At 46.8% G+C, this 16,650-nt stretch carries 15 protein-coding genes; all 15 read right to left on the bottom strand.

What is annotated here, in order from left to right:
• Positions 1–50: 50 nt before the first annotated feature.
• The 15 genes from DIC78_RS12060 to DIC78_RS11990 all read right to left on the bottom strand — a co-directional run bounded on the left by DIC78_RS12060 (position 51) and on the right by DIC78_RS11990 (position 16,647).
• On the bottom strand, positions 51–1,463 hold the full coding sequence (locus tag DIC78_RS12060) for an amino acid permease (protein ID WP_127696370.1): 1,413 nt from the start codon (positions 1,461–1,463) through the stop codon (positions 51–53).
• Entirely contained in the window at positions 1,463–3,163 is a 1,701-nt protein-coding gene (locus DIC78_RS12055) for a M20 family metallopeptidase (protein WP_127696369.1), read from the bottom strand. Before DIC78_RS12055 ends, DIC78_RS12060 begins: the two co-directional genes overlap by 1 nt.
• A 71-nt stretch (positions 3,164–3,234) precedes the next feature.
• Positions 3,235–4,782: an L-glutamate gamma-semialdehyde dehydrogenase gene (gene pruA, locus DIC78_RS12050; protein WP_127696368.1), complete on the bottom strand. Its 1,548-nt coding sequence runs from the start codon at positions 4,780–4,782 to the stop codon at positions 3,235–3,237.
• Between the two features lie 231 nt (positions 4,783–5,013).
• Positions 5,014–6,288 carry a glutamate dehydrogenase gene (rocG, locus tag DIC78_RS12045; RefSeq protein ID WP_024123255.1) on the bottom strand — a complete coding sequence of 425 codons (1,275 nt, stop codon included), beginning with the start codon at positions 6,286–6,288 and terminating at the stop codon, positions 5,014–5,016.
• Between the two features lie 182 nt (positions 6,289–6,470).
• Complete coding sequence (gene bslB, locus DIC78_RS12040; RefSeq protein WP_024123256.1) at positions 6,471–6,935, bottom strand: biofilm surface layer hydrophobin BslB; 465 nt, start codon at positions 6,933–6,935, stop codon at positions 6,471–6,473.
• A 327-nt stretch (positions 6,936–7,262) separates the two neighbouring features.
• Positions 7,263–7,718, bottom strand: coding sequence for a dTDP-4-dehydrorhamnose 3,5-epimerase family protein (locus DIC78_RS12035; protein ID WP_010332322.1), 456 nt, complete (start codon positions 7,716–7,718; stop codon positions 7,263–7,265).
• Positions 7,711–8,562, bottom strand: a complete 852-nt coding sequence (rfbD, locus tag DIC78_RS12030) for a dTDP-4-dehydrorhamnose reductase (protein ID WP_095712760.1) — start codon at positions 8,560–8,562, stop codon at positions 7,711–7,713. Before rfbD ends, DIC78_RS12035 begins: the two co-directional genes overlap by 8 nt.
• A gap of 13 nt (positions 8,563–8,575) precedes the next feature.
• Positions 8,576–9,523 carry a dTDP-glucose 4,6-dehydratase gene (gene rfbB / locus DIC78_RS12025; protein WP_024123258.1) on the bottom strand — a complete coding sequence of 316 codons (948 nt, stop codon included), beginning with the start codon at positions 9,521–9,523 and terminating at the stop codon, positions 8,576–8,578.
• Positions 9,524–9,525: 2 nt separating this feature from the next.
• Positions 9,526–10,263: a sugar phosphate nucleotidyltransferase gene (locus tag DIC78_RS12020; protein ID WP_106019749.1), complete on the bottom strand. Its 738-nt coding sequence runs from the start codon at positions 10,261–10,263 to the stop codon at positions 9,526–9,528.
• A 24-nt stretch (positions 10,264–10,287) separates the two neighbouring features.
• Positions 10,288–11,307, bottom strand: a complete 1,020-nt coding sequence (locus tag DIC78_RS12015) for a PseG/SpsG family protein (RefSeq protein WP_106019750.1) — start codon at positions 11,305–11,307, stop codon at positions 10,288–10,290.
• A 1-nt stretch (position 11,308) separates the two neighbouring features.
• Positions 11,309–12,049, bottom strand: a complete 741-nt coding sequence (locus DIC78_RS12010) for a cytidylyltransferase domain-containing protein (RefSeq protein WP_106019751.1) — start codon at positions 12,047–12,049, stop codon at positions 11,309–11,311.
• Positions 12,042–13,163 carry an N-acetylneuraminate synthase family protein gene (locus DIC78_RS12005; protein WP_106019752.1) on the bottom strand — a complete coding sequence of 374 codons (1,122 nt, stop codon included), beginning with the start codon at positions 13,161–13,163 and terminating at the stop codon, positions 12,042–12,044. Before DIC78_RS12005 ends, DIC78_RS12010 begins: the two co-directional genes overlap by 8 nt.
• Complete coding sequence (locus tag DIC78_RS12000) at positions 13,163–14,032, bottom strand: GNAT family N-acetyltransferase (protein ID WP_106019753.1); 870 nt, start codon at positions 14,030–14,032, stop codon at positions 13,163–13,165. Before DIC78_RS12000 ends, DIC78_RS12005 begins: the two co-directional genes overlap by 1 nt.
• Positions 14,033–15,202: a DegT/DnrJ/EryC1/StrS family aminotransferase gene (locus DIC78_RS11995; RefSeq protein WP_127696367.1), complete on the bottom strand. Its 1,170-nt coding sequence runs from the start codon at positions 15,200–15,202 to the stop codon at positions 14,033–14,035. It abuts the gene before it with no gap.
• A 20-nt stretch (positions 15,203–15,222) separates the two neighbouring features.
• Positions 15,223–16,647 carry a CDP-glycerol glycerophosphotransferase family protein gene (locus DIC78_RS11990; protein WP_127696366.1) on the bottom strand — a complete coding sequence of 475 codons (1,425 nt, stop codon included), beginning with the start codon at positions 16,645–16,647 and terminating at the stop codon, positions 15,223–15,225.
• Between the last annotated feature and the right edge of the window lie 3 nt (positions 16,648–16,650).

The raw sequence follows: 16,650 nt of genomic DNA, 5'->3' as shown, positions 1-16,650 counted from the left end.
TGTCAGACGTAACGCGTAAAAAAGCTCTCCGGTCTCCCGGAGAGCTTCTTCTATTGCGCTTCTGTTTGCTCTTTTTTCAGCGGTTCATTTTGTAAGCGTTTCTTGACGCTCAGATGATAGTATGCATAGCAGAAAATAATGATTGGTACACCGCAGTACAAGCCGATTCTTTGATCTGGGATGAATATAAGGCTTATCAATACGCATCCGTATAATACAAACCCAAGAATCGGCACCAACGGATAAAGAGGGGTTCTGAATTCCAGGTCGTTCACGTTTCCGCCTTCAGCGAGGAACCGCCTGCGAAAGAAAAATTGCGAGGCGCAAATGGACATCCACGCGACAACTGTCACCATGCCTGAGATTGATATACACCATAAATACACGGTTTCTGCAGCCATGACGCTAGTCAGCAGCGAACAGCCGGAAATCCCAATCGTAATCAGCAGGGCATTGATCGGCACCCCTTTTTTGGTCAGTCTCGTTAAAAGGGCCGGGCCCATTTTGTTAGTTGAAAGCGACCACATCATACGCGAGGCTGCATATAAACCAGAATTGGCAACAGATAAAATCGCCGTTAATATGACAAAGTTCATCATATCAGCCGCAAATGGGATGCCGATTTGATCAAGCACCGCTACAAACGGACTCTCAATCACCCCAGCCGTTTCATACGGAAGAATGGCAACCAAGACAAACATAGCCAGCACAAAGAAAAACAGCGTTCGCCAGATGACATTTCGAATGGACTTTGGCAGTGTCTTTTCCGGACTTTCACTCTCCCCTGCCGCAATTCCGACCAGCTCTGTCCCCTGAAATGAGAAATTGACCATAACCAGCGTAAACATAACAGCCAGCACGCCATTTGGAAACAGTCCTTTATCAGTCATGAAATGAGATAGAAAAGGCGTTTCCTGACCGCCTTTAAAATCAATCAAGCCAAACACGGCGCACCCGCCGATCACGATAAATAATATGATCGCTGTCACTTTGATGCTCGAAAACCAAAATTCCATTTCCGCAAAGCTTCGGACAGACAGCGCATTAATCAAAAAGATGATGACACCGAAAACGAGACACCATATCCAGATCGGCACGGAGGGCAGCCATCTTTGCATCAAAATGCCCGCTGACGTTAGCTCCAAGCCGACTGTATTCGCCCAGCTGAACCAATACAGCCATCCGATCATAAAACCTGTCGACGGCCCCAAAAACTTTGTGGCGTAGGCTTGAAACGATCCGGACACCGGCATGGCGACAGCCAGCTCCCCTAAACAAAGCATGACCAGATACATTAAAAATCCGCCAATCATATAGGCAACAATGGCTCCGAGAGGACCCGCCTGGCTGATCGTAAAGCCGGAACCTAAAAACAGACCGGTGCCGATGACGCCGCCCAAGGCAATCATAAACAAATGCCGGCTTTTCATACTGCGCTGCAATTCATTTTTATGATCCTGCATCATCCTTCTCCCTTCGGCTCTTTTGTGCTGATATTCATCCGATAGCTTTGCAAAAGGTGAACAGTGGTCTGCTGTATCAGATCAGGCAATACATGAAATGTGTACGGCTTGTATACTCTTTCAGTCCATTTATGTCCGTCTTTTCCGTATACACCCATGTTAATGGAAGGAATGTTCAGTTTCCGTATGTCTTTAAACGGAATGGTTCCAATCATCTCCCACCCCGGGAAGTTTCTGATAAAGGAATCAATTTCGTCATCGGTTTCATGCAGCGATAAAAAGCTGCCGTCTGCCAAGTAAGGGAAAAACTTTTTGAAAACAAAGGTTTCGCCTGTCGTTTCGGCGGTTTTGTCCACCGCTTCTTTGATCACATGCTGCAATAGCTGGTCTCTTGTGCTTTCTTCTTTTAAATAGTTATGCGGTAAATAAGGAGGAGCATAAAACAGAATGACTTTTGCGCCCTGATCGGGATCAAGCTTTTGGAGTTCTTCAATTGCATGAAAACATCTCATGCGCAGTTCAAGGTGCTCATTGGCTTTGAATGCTTGCTCTATACACTGCTCAGGATCGACGCCGCGGCTTCTTAGCTTTTCCATGTATTGATCCAAACTGAAGACTTGAATATCCCAAGACAAATGTCTCTTCGGAAGATTTGTTCGTTTCAGATATTCTTCATAATAATCTGATAATTTTTGTTCTGTGTCCCGGCACGCCTCCTCAGCGACTTGGGTAAGCTGGTCCATGACTTCCTTTGCTGTTTTTTCATAGATAAAATAATTGAAATACAAATAGCTGCTGACGGCGGTTTGGACGTTATAGGATTCTTTGTTATCACGCTGGTACAAGCAGGATGGGGGCAGAACCAATTCGCCTTCAATCTTTTCTGCTAAATGAATATTGTTGTGGATGCGTCTTGTGATTTCAGAAGAAATGAGATTTGGATCGATGCCAGCAAGCGTGTCTCCGACATGCACTTCCCGGCCGGATATATAAAAGCAAGGCAGCAGCTTTCCCGCGGCTCCGGTATAAATATATCTGGTTGAATCACCATCGTACAGCGGCGTAATAAAATCGGTATTAATGGCAGCCAAATACTGAATCTGTTTTTCCTTTTTTAATCGGTTCAGCTCAGAAATACTGGCGAGAATACCGGCATGCTGACTTTCTTCATCCGGGTTTGCCATAAATAATAGATTTCCCGGCAATGCTTTGGGGTTCTCTGAAAAGTGCAGGAGATTGGACAAATGCACCGCGATGCCGCTTTGCATGTCGACAGAGCCTCTGCCGAACATCCACTCACCCGACTTGGCGTCCCGCTGAACGTCTTCATCAAAGTCATAGTTGGAGAAATACTCAGCCAATTTTCCAGAATCAAAAGCGATATCCTTAAGCGGGCCGAAATCTTCAATTCCCACCGTATCCAAGTGGGCGTGATAAATGACAGTATTCCGGCTTTCCCCGCTGCCTTCCACAAACGCAAAAATATTTTTCCGGTTGTACGGGTCATTAGGAATAGCCTGTTCCCATACATGGCAAGGATGTTCCTGAAAGTAAGGATAGCTCATGATGACTTCTTTGATAAAATCTGCTTTCGTCCCTTCGCCGATGGTGCCGTTTACACTGCTGAGGCTGACCAAAGACTTTGTCAGTGTCTCAACCCGTTCTGCCGGCGGCATGTGACTGATTTTTGTATAGAGCATACATCATCCCCCTCATCCAAACATGTAAATAGTGCGATCTAAAAACAATCGCACTATTTCGGTTTTCTCAATTAATACGCTTCGGACGTTGTTTTCGCCTGCATATGAAGAATTAAATAATCCGGACCTCCTGCTTTTGAGTCTGTTCCGGACATATTAAACCCGCCGAATGGCTGATAGCCGACAATAGCTCCGGTACAGCCTCTGTTAAAGTATAAGTTTCCGACATGAAAATCCTCGCGAGCCCGTTCAATGTGCACACGGTTTTTCGTCAGCAGAGCGCCTGTCAGTCCGTATTCTGTGTTATTTGCAATCTCAAGCATATGGTCGAAATCACGCGCTTTGCAGATGGCAGCAACCGGACCGAAGATTTCTTCCTGCATGAGACGCGCATGTTCATCAACATCTGCAAAGATCGTCGGCTGAATAAAGTAGCCTTTTGAATCATCGCCTTCTCCGCCGGCCAAAAGCTTGCCTTCAGACTTGCCGATTTCAATATAGCTCATGACTTTATTGTAGGAAGCTTCATGAATCACAGGCCCCATATACGTATCAGGGTCTTCCGGACTTCCGACTGTCAGCGTTTTGGTCAGCGCAACTGCTTTTTCTACGACTTCATCATAGACATCCTGATGAATCACTGCACGGGAACCCGCTGAACATTTTTGCCCTGAGTACCCGAATGCGGAGTAAACGATAGAAGAGGCAGCAAGATCCAAATCAGCATCTTTGTCGACAAGCACTGTGTCTTTCCCGCCCATTTCAGCAATCACGCGTTTCAGCCATTTTTGGCCAGGCTGTACTTTTGCGGCACGCTCATAAATCCGGCAGCCGACCGCACGGGAGCCTGTAAATGATACAAATCTTGTTTTAGGGTGTTCTACTAAGAAATCACCAATTTCCGCTCCGTCTCCCGGAATGTAATTGAGAACGCCGTTTGGCAAACCCGCTTCCTCCATCACCTCGACAAATTTAGCAGCCACTACTGGCGCAGCATCTGCCGGCTTCAACAGGATCGTATTCCCCGTGACAATCGCAGCCGCAGCAGTCCCTGCCATAATGGCGAGCGGGAAATTAAATGGCGAAATGACAATGCCGACGCCAAGCGCTTCATAATGATATTGATTGTACTCGCCTGCCCGGCTCTTTACCGGAGCCCCGTCCTTCAGTTTTAAGATTTGGCGCGCGTAGTACTCTAAAAAGTCTATTGCTTCCGCTGTGTCAGCATCTGCTTCCTTCCACGGTTTTCCCGCTTCCTTTACAAGATAGCTTGAAAATTCATGCTTTCTTCTGCGCAAAATAGCCGCAGCTTTAAAAAGGATATTCGCACGGTGCTCCGGTCTTTGTTTTTTCCACGATTCAAATGCCTGTAACGCTGATTGCATCGCTTTTTCAGCAAGCTCTTGATTAGCCGTTGAGGCGTAGCCGATCACTTCTTCCTTATTGGCCGGATTAATCGAAACAATTTTACGATCCGTTTCGATCTTTTCTCCATTAATGACAATCGGATAATGCTTGCCGAGCTGAGTATTTACAAAGGCCAGTGATTCTTGAAAGGCTGTTTTATTCTTTGCTTCCTTAAAATCAGTGAATGGTTCGTGCGCATATGAAACGGTCATATGTAATCCCCCTCGTTATGTAATGTGTCTTCATACGAATATAAAAGCAAGATTCGTACCAATATTTCGTCTTTTCACAAAAAAACTTGTAGAATCGCAGAGAACTTTGTCAGAAATCTAAACATTTTCCCTTTTATGAGTATAAAGTGCAAAATCACTTTGCGATTTTTATGTCGTTCGCAAACAAAAACGCAAAATATTTTTGCAGGAGAAAGGGGGGGATTATCCCCCCTAAACCCATCCGCGGAATTGAGACGCCTCTGCAGATTTTCTGATGCCCGTCATGTAAGCCGCCAAGCGCATATCGACTTTGTGTGCGGCCGCGGTCTGATAAATCGTTTCAAATGAATTGACCATCACGTTTCTCAGCTTTTCAGCAACCTCTTCTTCTGCCCAATAATATCCTTGGTTGTTTTGAACCCATTCAAAGTAAGAAACCGTTACGCCGCCGGCACTCGCCAGTATATCCGGCACCAGGAGTACGCCTTTTTCATTCAAAATCTTTGTCGCGTCGATTGTCGTCGGCCCGTTAGCCGCTTCGACCACAATTGAGGCCTTAATGTTATGGGCGTTTTTGGCTGTGATTTGATTTGAAATAGCCGCCGGCACTAAAATATCGCATTCTTGTTCGAGCAGCTCTTCATTTGTGATGACATCTGTAAATAAATTGGTGACCATTCCGAAACTGTCCCGCTTATCGAGCAAATAAGGAATATCGAGGCCATCCGGGTTGTACAGACCGCCGTGGGCATCCGAAATACCGATAACCTTGGCGCCGGCATCATGCATAAATTTAGCCAGAAAACTGCCGGCGTTCCCAAAGCCCTGTATGATGATGCGCGCGTTTTGCAGCTTGATTCCTTTTTTCTTAACCGCTTCTTCTATACAAATGGTTACGCCTTGAGCGGTTGCTGTTTCCCGGCCCTGTGAGCCGCCTAAAACGAGCGGTTTTCCTGTGATAAAACCCGGGGAATCGAATTCCCGAAGCCGGCTGTATTCGTCCATCATCCACGCCATAATTTGCGAATTGGTGTATACATCGGGAGCGGGAATATCCTTTGTCGGGCCGACTAACTGGCTGATGGCGCGGACATACCCCCGGCTCAGCCGTTCCAATTCTCCAAATGACATCGTCCGCGGATCACAAATAATGCCGCCCTTTCCGCCGCCGTACGGCAAATTCGTGATCCCGCATTTGAGCGTCATCCAAATCGATAACGCCTTCACTTCCTCTTCATTCACCTCGGGATGAAAACGCACGCCCCCTTTTGTCGGGCCGACCGCGTCATTGTGCTGTGAACGATAGCCTGTAAACACTTTCACACTGCCGTTATCCATTTTCACCGGAATTCGTACAGTGAGCATTCTCATCGGCTCTTTCATTAACTCATACATTCCGCTCGGATAGCCCAATTTCCGCAGGGCTTCCTTTATGATCGCTTGCGTAGACAGAAATAAATTGAGAGCTTCTTTTTCTTCATCCTTTGTGATTTGTTTTTCTGACATGTTTTTTCACCTCATCATATTTTTATCTCCAGAAAAATGTAAGCGCTTTTAAAAAACTGTAATAGATCAATTCCTTTCTTGATTGGGTTCACCCTTATCTACATGCAAGATTCGTACCAGTTTTTTAACCATACAAAAAAAGAGGCTGATATCACACCAGCCCCTGATCATTTCTATTGATATTAACGAGGGTCGATAACCAGCTGTGTTTCAGCATAAAAACTGCCGATTCCCAGACCGTTTACCACATCGCCTTTAATCGTGTATGTGCCTGCACGCGGAAGCGTTTTGCGCACCATGACGAGATCGAATTCAGACGCCCCTAACAAATCAAGAGTAAGCGGCAGCCTGACCGTTTTTCCATCGTTTAAAATCTGTGTTTCTTTCAGTGTTCTTCCATTCACAGAATCTCTTGTTGTCGCGTGGAATCCGTCAGGAAATTGAAACTCGACTGCTCCCAGAGAAAGCACTGCGTTTGGTTTATAAGTCACTTCAATATCTGAAGTCGTCCATTCTTTTGTACTGTTTACGGTTTTTGCCTCAATTGATGCAGACTGTGCATGCGCTTGGCCTGAAGGAAGCAAGATTGATAGCAGGACAGCTGAACTGATGAAAAATGAAGATACAAATGAATTTCTTTTTAACATGACATTTCCTCCTCAAATCACGGTTGGAATTTGGCCAGAGCGTCCTCTGCAGAAAAAGCGTTTTACCGTAACTCGCGAATTACCATTTCTTTTTCTTAAAAGTTAATCTATCACCATTTTCCATGGAAGTAAATGTTTTTTCAGGAATATTAACACTTGGAATGATGTAATAAATTCATCCTATTTACACAAGATTCTAATAGACTATTTCTGATCCGTATCTAGTAAAATATGCGCCTTGTATCTCTATCTTTTGTCCTGATATCAAAACAGGACAAAAAAAGTCGAAGATGCCTGATGATCTTCGATGGATAACTGCTCTATGATTTATTTAAATTCGGTATTCCAGTTAAAACCGATTGTCTCATCATTCCATGGGATTCTTTTTTCATCGGGCTGATCAGGGTTATACGAGGTTGTCGTAAAATAGATAATTGTCAGCGGCGTTTCGCCCAGCACTCTGTATCCGTGAGCGACGCCTTTTGGAATCAATAACAGCATCGGGTTGTCTTCTCCCATATAATAGACATCGGTTTCTCCCTTTGTTTCTGAATCCTCCCGCAGGTCGTAAAGGACAACCTGAGCGTGGCCTGTCGGGAAGAACCAGAGATCATCCTGCTTCTCGTGATAATGAAACGCTTTAATCACACCCGGATAGCTTTTGGACCAAGACGCCTGCCCAAAATGCTCAAGAAGGTTCTCATCATCGCGAACCAGTTCGGCAAAAAAACCTCTGTCATCACAATGCTTTGTCAGTTTCTTAACCTTGACTCCTTCAATCACGCGCACTGCTCCTTTCCTGCAAAAATTCCCGTAAAGCTTCCCGCCAATGGCGCGGGCGTATGCCGGCTTCTTCAATGGCCCGGTGGCTCAGCACAGAGTAAGCCGGCCGGGGTGTCGGATTCCCGTATTCCTCTGTCGTCACGGGCGTAATCGTTGTGTTCAGCCCGCTTTCTTCCATAATGGCCTTTGCGAACTCATACCAGCTGCATATGCCTGAATTGCTGACATGGTAGATGCCCGGCGGATGACTGAACAGCTTGATGACCGCTTCCGCCAAATCCTTCGTATAGGTCGGCGAGCCGATTTGATCATTCACAACCCGCAGCTCTTGTTTTGTTTCTGCGAGCTTCAGCATCGTATGAACAAAATTGCTGCCGCTTTGTCCATACACCCACGATGTTCTGATGATCGTGCTGTCGGTTCTTGCTAACTGGATCAGCTCTTCTCCGAGTTTTTTGCTTTTACCGTAGATGGTGTTCGGGTCAAGGTGGCCGTCTTCCCTGTATGGCTGGGTCCCCTTCCCGTCAAATACATAATCCGTGCTGATATGAACATATTGCGCTCCGATGCGGGATGACTCCAGCGCAGTGTAATAAGCGCCAACTCCGTTGATCAAGTATGCTTTATCCAGCTCCGTCTCGCATTTGTCGACGGACGTAAACGCGGCGGTATTGACCACGATATCCGGCTGATAATGCCCGAACGAATGCCGTACAGAACGCTGATCGGCGATGTTCATCATCTGCTTTGTTAATGCAATGACCTCATATCCGGCTTGCTTCAGCTGGCGGCACAGCTCCAAGCCAAGCTGTCCGCCCGCACCGGTTACCAATACCTTTGTCAATCGGATCACCTTCTCATCGGTCATTGTCTGTATACCAGCGAATCGTGCGCGCAATGCCTTCTTCAAACGGCACTTCCTGCCGCCAGCCAAGCTCATTTTTCAGCTTTGACGCATTGATCGCGTAGCGCCGGTCATGCCCTTTTCGGTCTTCGACGTGAGCAAACAATTCCTCACAGCCCAAATGTTTCATGATGATACTCGCCAGCTCTTTATTCGTGCGTTCATTTCCGCCGCCGATATTATACACCTCACCGTCGGTTCCTTTTTCTAAAATCAGCTTGATGGCGCGGCAATGGTCCTCTGCAAAAAGCCAGTCTCTGATCTGAAGCCCGTCGCCGTAGAGCGGAACCGGCAAGCCTTGTTTTGCATGGCGGATAATCGTTGGGATCATTTTTTCACTATGCTGATATGGGCCGTAATTGTTGCTGCAGCGTGTAATAATAGCCGGCAGTTTGTGTGTTTTCACATACGATAGAACAAGAAGGTCAGAGCTCGCTTTGCTCGCGGAATAAGGGTTGTTAGGAGAAAGCGGCGTTGCTTCCGTAAATGCGGGATCATTCGCTTCTAAATCCCCGTACACCTCGTCTGTTGAAATATGAATCAGCTTTTTGGCTTTTCCTTGTAAGACTGCCTCAGCCAGACGGTATGTGCCCATGACATTCGTTGTGATAAACGGCTCCGCTTGGGAGATGCTTCTGTCTACATGCGATTCCGCGGCGAAATGAATCACGGCGTCATAGGTCTCGTCAAACGCCCGGTCGATATCCTCCTGAATGCTGATATCCCCTTTTACAAACCGAAACCGGCTGTTTTCCTTTAGTTTTTCGATTTCCTGCGGGTGGCTGGCATACGTTAATTTATCTAGAACGGTAATGCGCGCATCCGTTTCCTCCAGCATGAGCTTTGTAAACGTGAGCCCTATGAACCCGGCCCCGCCTGTAATGAAATATGATTTTGCCATAGCTATTCGTCCTGTCCTTTCTGTAAAGCCTGATGTACCAGCCGGGAGGCGAGATAAAGCGATTCGTGTGTTCCTGCATCGACCCACCAGCCCGATAACACATCATACGTAAGCTTGCTGTTTTCAATGTATAAATTATTTACATCAGTGATTTCCAGCTCGCCGCGCTTGGATGGTGATATTTGTTCAATATACGAAAACACCTCTGCATCATACATGTAAATACCGGTTACACAAAGGTTGGTCGGCGGATGTGCAGGTTTTTCAATAATGGATCGAATGTGTTTGTTTTTCTCATCAATCTCAGCAATCCCAAAACGTTCTGGATCACCCACTTCTTTCAGAAGCACTTTCGCCCCTTTTCCCTGCTGTTGAAATCGCTCCGTATAAGGCTTTAATGAATCTTCGAATATATTATCACCTAATAATAAAATGAAAGGCTCCTTTCCGGTAAAGCGTTTTGCATATGATAACCCATCTGAAATTCCCGATGCGGCGGGCTGCACTTGATAAGTGACGGAGACGCCAAGCTCCTCCCCGCTTCCCAGCAGCTTATAAAACTGCGGCATGTGCTCTTTTTGGCTGATGAGTAAAATCTCTTTAATTCCGGCTTCCTCAAGCTTCATTATCGACCAGTAAATCATCGGATAAGGGCCTACAGGAAGCAAATGCTTGTTGACGGCTTTGGTTAAGGGCATAAGGCGTGAGCCGTTTCCTCCGGCTAAAATGACACCTTTCACATTAACACTTCCTTACGTGCATTTTTATATCTTATCATCAAGCAAATCATAAAGAATGGCTGATACCCGTTTCATTCCTTTTCCATCTACGAGCGGCCTTCCTCCCTCGTGCAGAGAAAGACGGAGAGGATAGCTGCTGAATATTTGTGACATATGATAAGCAAGCTTTTCAACGGATATATTCTCTCCCAGGCCAAGATCAAGAACGGCACCATGTTCCGCAAATTTTGCAGCGGTTGCGGTTTGATGGGCAACCTGAGAAAGCACGAGGCACGGCACGCCGATACAGATCGCTTCATAAAGCGAGATGCCGCCGGCGACAATGGCTGCATCTGCTTGCTTCATAAACACAGCCATGTCATTTGTCTGCTCGATTAGTGCGTATTGGGGTTTGTTTTGAATCAATTTACGGACCGCCTCTTGATGCGGTGAAGCGCTGCCCATGATAAAAATCATTTTCTTGTCTTTCCTGTCCGGAAGCTGATCGGCCGCTGCTATCACTTTAAAAACAAGCTGCTTTGGATCGCTTCCTCCTAATGCAACAAGAATATTGCGGCAGTCTTCCTTAAGTGCGTAATCAGCTCTTGCGGCTTGAAAGGCAGGGTGGAGAATAAGATAATCCGGGCCTTCATAGACACGGGCGTTTCCCTGATCGTAAACCTTGCTTCTAACATCGCCGTAAATTCCGTTAATGACCGCATCACTTTGACCTATCGCTTTCTCATTTTTTTCTTCGAACAGAACGATTTTGGCATCTGTGCCTGCTTTTATTTTTGTTAATAAATCGACAGGTGCACCAAGGATATCGAATAAAAGCAGATCGAGCTTTTTATCGTTTATTTCCCGGAGAATACATTCATTTTGCTGAAGCCCCGGTTTTACGATGACCTGCCAGTACTCTTCTTGAAGAAATTGTTCAGACTCGTCATTTGTGTAAAACGTAATGGAACAGCGGTGTTTGAGTTCTTGCGCAAGCCTTTTCATTCGAACGACGTGCCCCATTCCTTTCTCGAACCCGCCGTCTGCGAATATCCCGATATGCATGCTACTCAACCTCTTTTTGCTTTGTCATACCGTTCATCGCCGCCAGATCAGGGTGCTGGTTCAGCAGGCTGATTAACTCTGCAGCCGAGACATCAGGGCGCTCGCCTGCTTTTTGATAGAGGGCTGAGACCAATTGATAGTCTTCCTCCGTATCGACGGTCAGCCGATATTGAGGAGCGCAGAGCTGTTCCGGAGCCTCTAAAAACTGCAAACGGTAAAGATGGGGATGTTTCCGGACATACAAGGTGACATGCTCTTGGTATTTATCCTCCAGCATTTTGATGCCGCTGATATCGAGCAAAAGCTTGGCGCTCACCGCTTCACCGCAAATGCCTAACGGCGTGTTCAGGATATACGTATAATCCGCACCTTGATCAAGATGAGCCGAAATCATCATATCGAGCAACTCTGGATCGACAAACGGATTATCCCCCGTTAAGCGGATGACGACTTCCGGTTTCGAAGCCTTTATGACTCGCGCAAATCTGTCGAGAACCCGTTCCTCACTGCCGCGGAAAACGCGAATGCCGTTCTTGATGCAGTGTGCCTCTAATACATCGTCGGCTTTTTTGTCAGATGTAGCGATGACAAGATTATCGCGCTCCTTTTGATAGAATGCGCTTTGCCGTACGCGCTGAACGAGAATATCGAGTAAATGCTCCGAACCAAGCGGACGCAGTACTTTTCCAGGAAGGCGTTCCGATCCCATTCTCGCCTGCACGATAAAAAGTATGTCATCCATGGGACGGGCTGTCCTTCGTTAAAATATCTTCCCACGTAATGCCTGTGTCTGCCGGGATGTCCCTTACCGCACGCACGCCGCCGGTCAATAGCTCAAAAAATCTCGGGTGCAGCCCCTGAGGCTTTTGTCCGGGGCGGAGCACGGCAATATTGTTTTCGCTGAAGGCATCCCCTTTTTGAATCGGAACCGTTGTGAAAATTCCCCTATATGCAAATTTTCTGATCTCACCCTCAATGGCAGTTGTTGTTTTGTATGAACTGCCCAGCAGCTTTTCAGAAACTGGCTTCCTGATGCCTAGTTTCAGCTCGGCTTCCGTTTCCCTGATGGCCTTGACCATTTCCTTTAATTCATCCGGATTTAATGCAAATGAATGATCAGCCCCCGGCAGGTTTTTATCGATAGTAAAATGCTTTTCTATCAGTCTGGCGCCGAGCCGGACCGCGGCACATGGCGCTTCTGTCGGGTGCTCGCTATGATCCGAAAAACCGATGGGCGCATCCGGAAAAGCGGCGGCAAGCATCGGGATCACACTGAGGTTGCTGTATTCAGGCGGTGCAGGGTATTTCGCCACACAATGCATAATGGCAATTTCGTGGTTGCCCTCTGCTCTGATGGTGCGCCAAGCCTCATGAATATCAGCAATTTCCGCTCCGGCTGTCGAAAAAATCATCGGCCTGTTCATGCGGGCGACGTACTTGAGCAGCGGGAGATGGTTAATTTCATAGGATGCGATTTTAAAAGCACTTGGAGAAGTGGAAAGCAGCAGATCAGCTGATCCTTCATCACACACCGTGCTTAAAAAAATCACCTGTTTCTTGCGACAGTAGTCCAAAAGCGGATCAATCCACTCCGCGGGCAATTCCATGGACTGAACGAGAGAAAAAATTGATACATCATTGCCCGCAGCCGTTTTGTATAATCCAGGATCTTTCTGATACATCTTATCAGCCTGGAACATTTGAAATTTAACGGCATCTGCACCCGCTTCCGCCGCGGCATCAATCAGTGCAAAGGCCTGATCCAATTTTCCGTCATGATTAATTCCTGCCTCGGCAATGATAAAAACGGGAGCACCTTTGCCGACAGTTTTGTTTGCGATCTGAAAACCCGCCATTATTTCGCCTCCTTGCCCGGCCAAATGTGGTAATAGTAATATGATTGAACAGCGGTGAAGCCCATTCTTTCATATAGGCGGATCGCTCTTACATTATGAAGCTGCGTCCCCGCTGTTACCGTTTTATGCTTCAGCGTCTCCGGTTGTTCTATGAGATGCGCCAATAAATGAAACGCGATACGCTTGCCTTCATACCCCGGCTTCACAGCCATCAAATCAAGCACATACTCATCACCTTTTGATAAACCTTGCAGGTAGCCGATTATTTCCCCATTATATTTAGCGGCAATATTGATATCCGCTCTCCCCATCAGATTGTTTCGTGTCCACTCTTGAAAGATTTTGTTCGCTGCCTCACGGCTGAGATAAGGATCGTGAAAATATCTGCTTTTCGTAAATGCGTCGCTGGCTAACTGGCAAATCTCTTCGGTGTCTCCAGGCTCAGGCTGAACCAGTTCAAAAAATGGCGGCGTTTTTTCATATATAGACGGGGTCTTCGCCAGTTTAAGCAAACTGCCGACAAAATAAGAGGACGGCTGCTGCTGAATGACATGTACTGCTCCGATATCCTCTGCCGGTACACGCACAAACACAAAATCCGTTTCATCCGTTTGCCGAACAGAATAAAAGGCCTGAAATAGCCGTTTCAGCTGTCCTGTGCTGTTAGCCGCGAGAAGCTTTACGTTCATGACTTTTTTCTGAAGCATTTTGCTTTCCCAAAGGGCGTCTTCATACAGCATCACGCCTTGAAGCTGGCTGTTTTCAAATAGGCCGAGCGAAAATTGATACGACCCGTCAAGTGTCATCTGTTTGCTTTGGAGAAATTCCATGATCGCCTCTTTGGAAACATTCTCTTTTATCGTATACACCTAACCAGCCCCTTTTGCGATGTCCCGCACGGCCTCTATCACGTCGTTGACATCTTCGTCAGACATTGATGGATACAGCGGGAGTGACAGGGTGCGTTTGTAATACTTCATGGCGAGCGGGTAGTCTGTTTCCTTAAATCCGAATTCCTTTTGATAATACGGATGAATATGCACTGGGATAAAATGAACACTGGTCCCGATATTGTATTCATCCTTTAGAGCCGTAATCATTTCATCCCGAGTGACGCCGGCCTGTTTTTCATCAACTTGCAGGACATATAAATGCCAGGCGTGCCGTCCTTCGTTGTGAACAAACGGCGTGATCAGCCCCGGGATTTGCTGAAAAGCGGCTTGATACTGACCTGCAATCTCTTCTCTCCGTTTTTGCATGTCATCCAGCCGTTTCAGCTGATGAAGCCCGAGCGCCGCCTGCAGATCAAACATGTTCATTTTGTAGCCGGGCGACTCGATCTCATAGTACCAGCTGCCATTTGAAGAATAACGGTTCCACGCGCCTTTGCTCATGCCGTGAAGGCTCAGAACCCTGATTTTGTCGGCAAGCTTCTCATCATCCGTCGTCAGCATGCCGCCTTCCCCTGTCGCCAGGTTTTTGGTCGCGTAGAAGCTGAATGCTGTCGCATCCCCGATGGAGCCGATCATTCTCTGCTTATAAGTGGTGTATACTGCGTGCGCCGCATCCTCGAGCACAAATAGACCGTGCGTTTGGGCAATGGCTAAAATTGCGTCCATGTCACAGGACTGCCCCCCAAAGTGGACGGGTACAACGGCTTTCGTCCGCGGTGTGACCGCCGTCTCAAGCTTTTTCGGATCAATGTTAAGCGTCTTTTCATCTATATCCGCAAACACCGGCGTTGCTCCGGTATGAATAATCGTATTGGCGGTTGAGCTGAACGTCAGTGGAGAGGTTATGACTTCATCACCCGGTCCGACCCCTTTTGCTTTTAAAGCCAAAAATAAAGCAGCGGTACATGAATTCAGCGCCACGGCGTGCTTAGCTCCGACAAACGCGGCAAACTCTTTTTCAAACTGCTGAACCTTCGGACCTTTGGAAAGCCATCCGGATTCAAGCGTTTCTGTGACCTCCTGAATTTCTTCCTTTCCGATCAGCGGCAAGGAATAAGGAAGAAAATGATTTCTCTTTTGCACCATTTCTTTGCGCTCCTATCGTTTTATTCAGAATGATCCCGCCTGTAATCAACTCCTGTTTTTGCTCTCAGTTCCGAAAACAAGGCGAGCGTCGACTCAGTAACCGGGTAATTGGAAGCCGTAAATGACAGACGCGCCGCTTCAGCCTTCTGATACATGGCGGGATTTTGAAGAACCTCAATCAGGGTGCGCGCTAATTCCTCCGGTTTTTCAAATATAAAATCGCCAAGAGACTCGTAATAAGGATACGTGCGGTTTCCGGTCGATTTCCCGATCAGTGCGGGCTTTTGAAACAGCATGGCCTCAAGGCCCACCGTTGAGGTTTGTGTCACAGCGGCGTCAGCATACGCCAGAATATCGTACAGATCCATCTCTTTTTTGATGACTCTGCATGCTTTATGTTTTTTTGCCGCCGCATGATACAGATCCAGCTTGTTTTTTCCGATTTCCCATGGGTGAGGTTTAATGATGATTTGCAGCTGTTTTTGCGTGGTAAGCTCCGCTAACACACTTGAATAAAATTCCTCGGAAAAGGGCTGTGTCGCGATCAAAATGATTTTTTTAGACGGGTGAAAGGCCAGCTTTCGATAAAATACTGACATGTCCATAGGTGTCCTGTTAAAAATTTCGTCAAAGCGGGGATGTCCCGTTATGAGAATCTGTTCTGGTTTGCAGCCTTTTTGCTGATACCAACCAGCTTCATATGCGCCAAAAACAGCCTGATAGGTTGTAAAAACGGGCAAGAAGGCTTCATCACCCATCAGCGCTCCATGCTGAAGGCAGACGCTCACGGCCCCTCTCCTTTCGCACATAAGAGCGAGCACCCTGCTGTAAATGTCTTCTGTCGTTCCTACGACAACGGCAGAAATGTTCTCTTTCTTGAATAAAGCATCTACTGTGTCAATGGCTTCCATGAACAAAGGAATATCCTTGAAAAGCCGTTCACGAAATGCTTGATCACCGAATGCCGGGTGGTCATCATAAGCCGAAAGAATCGAAAAAGCCTTTTCAAGATACGGCTTCGGATCGCCTTTTTCACATGAAGCAGCCACTTCAGGCTTGCTGATCACAGGCAAATCGCAATAATTCGGCATACTCCATCTTGCCAAAACAGCTGTTTTCTCAGGATCAAATTGGTAGTAATTAGCGTTTGCAAAACGAAGGTGATCAAAATGCAAGATCACTTTTCCCTTAACAGGCGCGTCATTTGTTTTGGCAATGCTCTGTTTTTTCTCTTCAAAAAACGTCTGAATCTGGCCTTCATCGATATGCTGATCCGCAGGCCCGAATAATTCCGGTTCTTCTTCCATCATCACTCTCAGCTCAGGGTTGATGTATTGGTAAAAATTACTAATAAGCCCAAGCGGAATCCCCTTGTAGCGAAGCCTGTCAAAAAGCTCCGCATACTTCCGGTACAACACCCAATAATTGCTTAAATAGGCCGACAAACT

This window comes from Bacillus halotolerans, from assembly GCF_004006435.1.
Lineage (GTDB): Bacteria > Bacillota > Bacilli > Bacillales > Bacillaceae > Bacillus > Bacillus halotolerans.
The sequence above is the reverse complement of the archived record's forward strand: the minus strand, read 5'-3'. Positions and strand labels throughout refer to the sequence as shown.

What these genes read in the sequence shown, in the direction of transcription:
- DIC78_RS12010 (WP_106019751.1), bottom strand. Translation starts at nt 12,049, where the DNA reads ATGGATGACATACTTTTTATCGTGCAGGCGAGAATGGGATCGGAACGC.
- rfbB (WP_024123258.1), bottom strand. Translation starts at nt 9,523, where the DNA reads ATGGCAAAATCATATTTCATTACAGGCGGGGCCGGGTTCATAGGGCTC.
- DIC78_RS12015 (WP_106019750.1), bottom strand. Translation starts at nt 11,307, where the DNA reads ATGCATATCGGGATATTCGCAGACGGCGGGTTCGAGAAAGGAATGGGG.
- pruA (WP_127696368.1), bottom strand. Translation starts at nt 4,782, where the DNA reads ATGACCGTTTCATATGCGCACGAACCATTCACTGATTTTAAGGAAGCA.
- DIC78_RS12055 (WP_127696369.1), bottom strand. Translation starts at nt 3,163, where the DNA reads ATGCTCTATACAAAAATCAGTCACATGCCGCCGGCAGAACGGGTTGAG.
- bslB (WP_024123256.1), bottom strand. Translation starts at nt 6,935, where the DNA reads ATGTTAAAAAGAAATTCATTTGTATCTTCATTTTTCATCAGTTCAGCT.
- DIC78_RS12005 (WP_106019752.1), bottom strand. Translation starts at nt 13,163, where the DNA reads ATGGCGGGTTTTCAGATCGCAAACAAAACTGTCGGCAAAGGTGCTCCC.
- DIC78_RS11995 (WP_127696367.1), bottom strand. Translation starts at nt 15,202, where the DNA reads ATGGTGCAAAAGAGAAATCATTTTCTTCCTTATTCCTTGCCGCTGATC.
- rocG (WP_024123255.1), bottom strand. Translation starts at nt 6,288, where the DNA reads ATGTCAGAAAAACAAATCACAAAGGATGAAGAAAAAGAAGCTCTCAAT.
- DIC78_RS12060 (WP_127696370.1), bottom strand. Translation starts at nt 1,463, where the DNA reads ATGCAGGATCATAAAAATGAATTGCAGCGCAGTATGAAAAGCCGGCAT.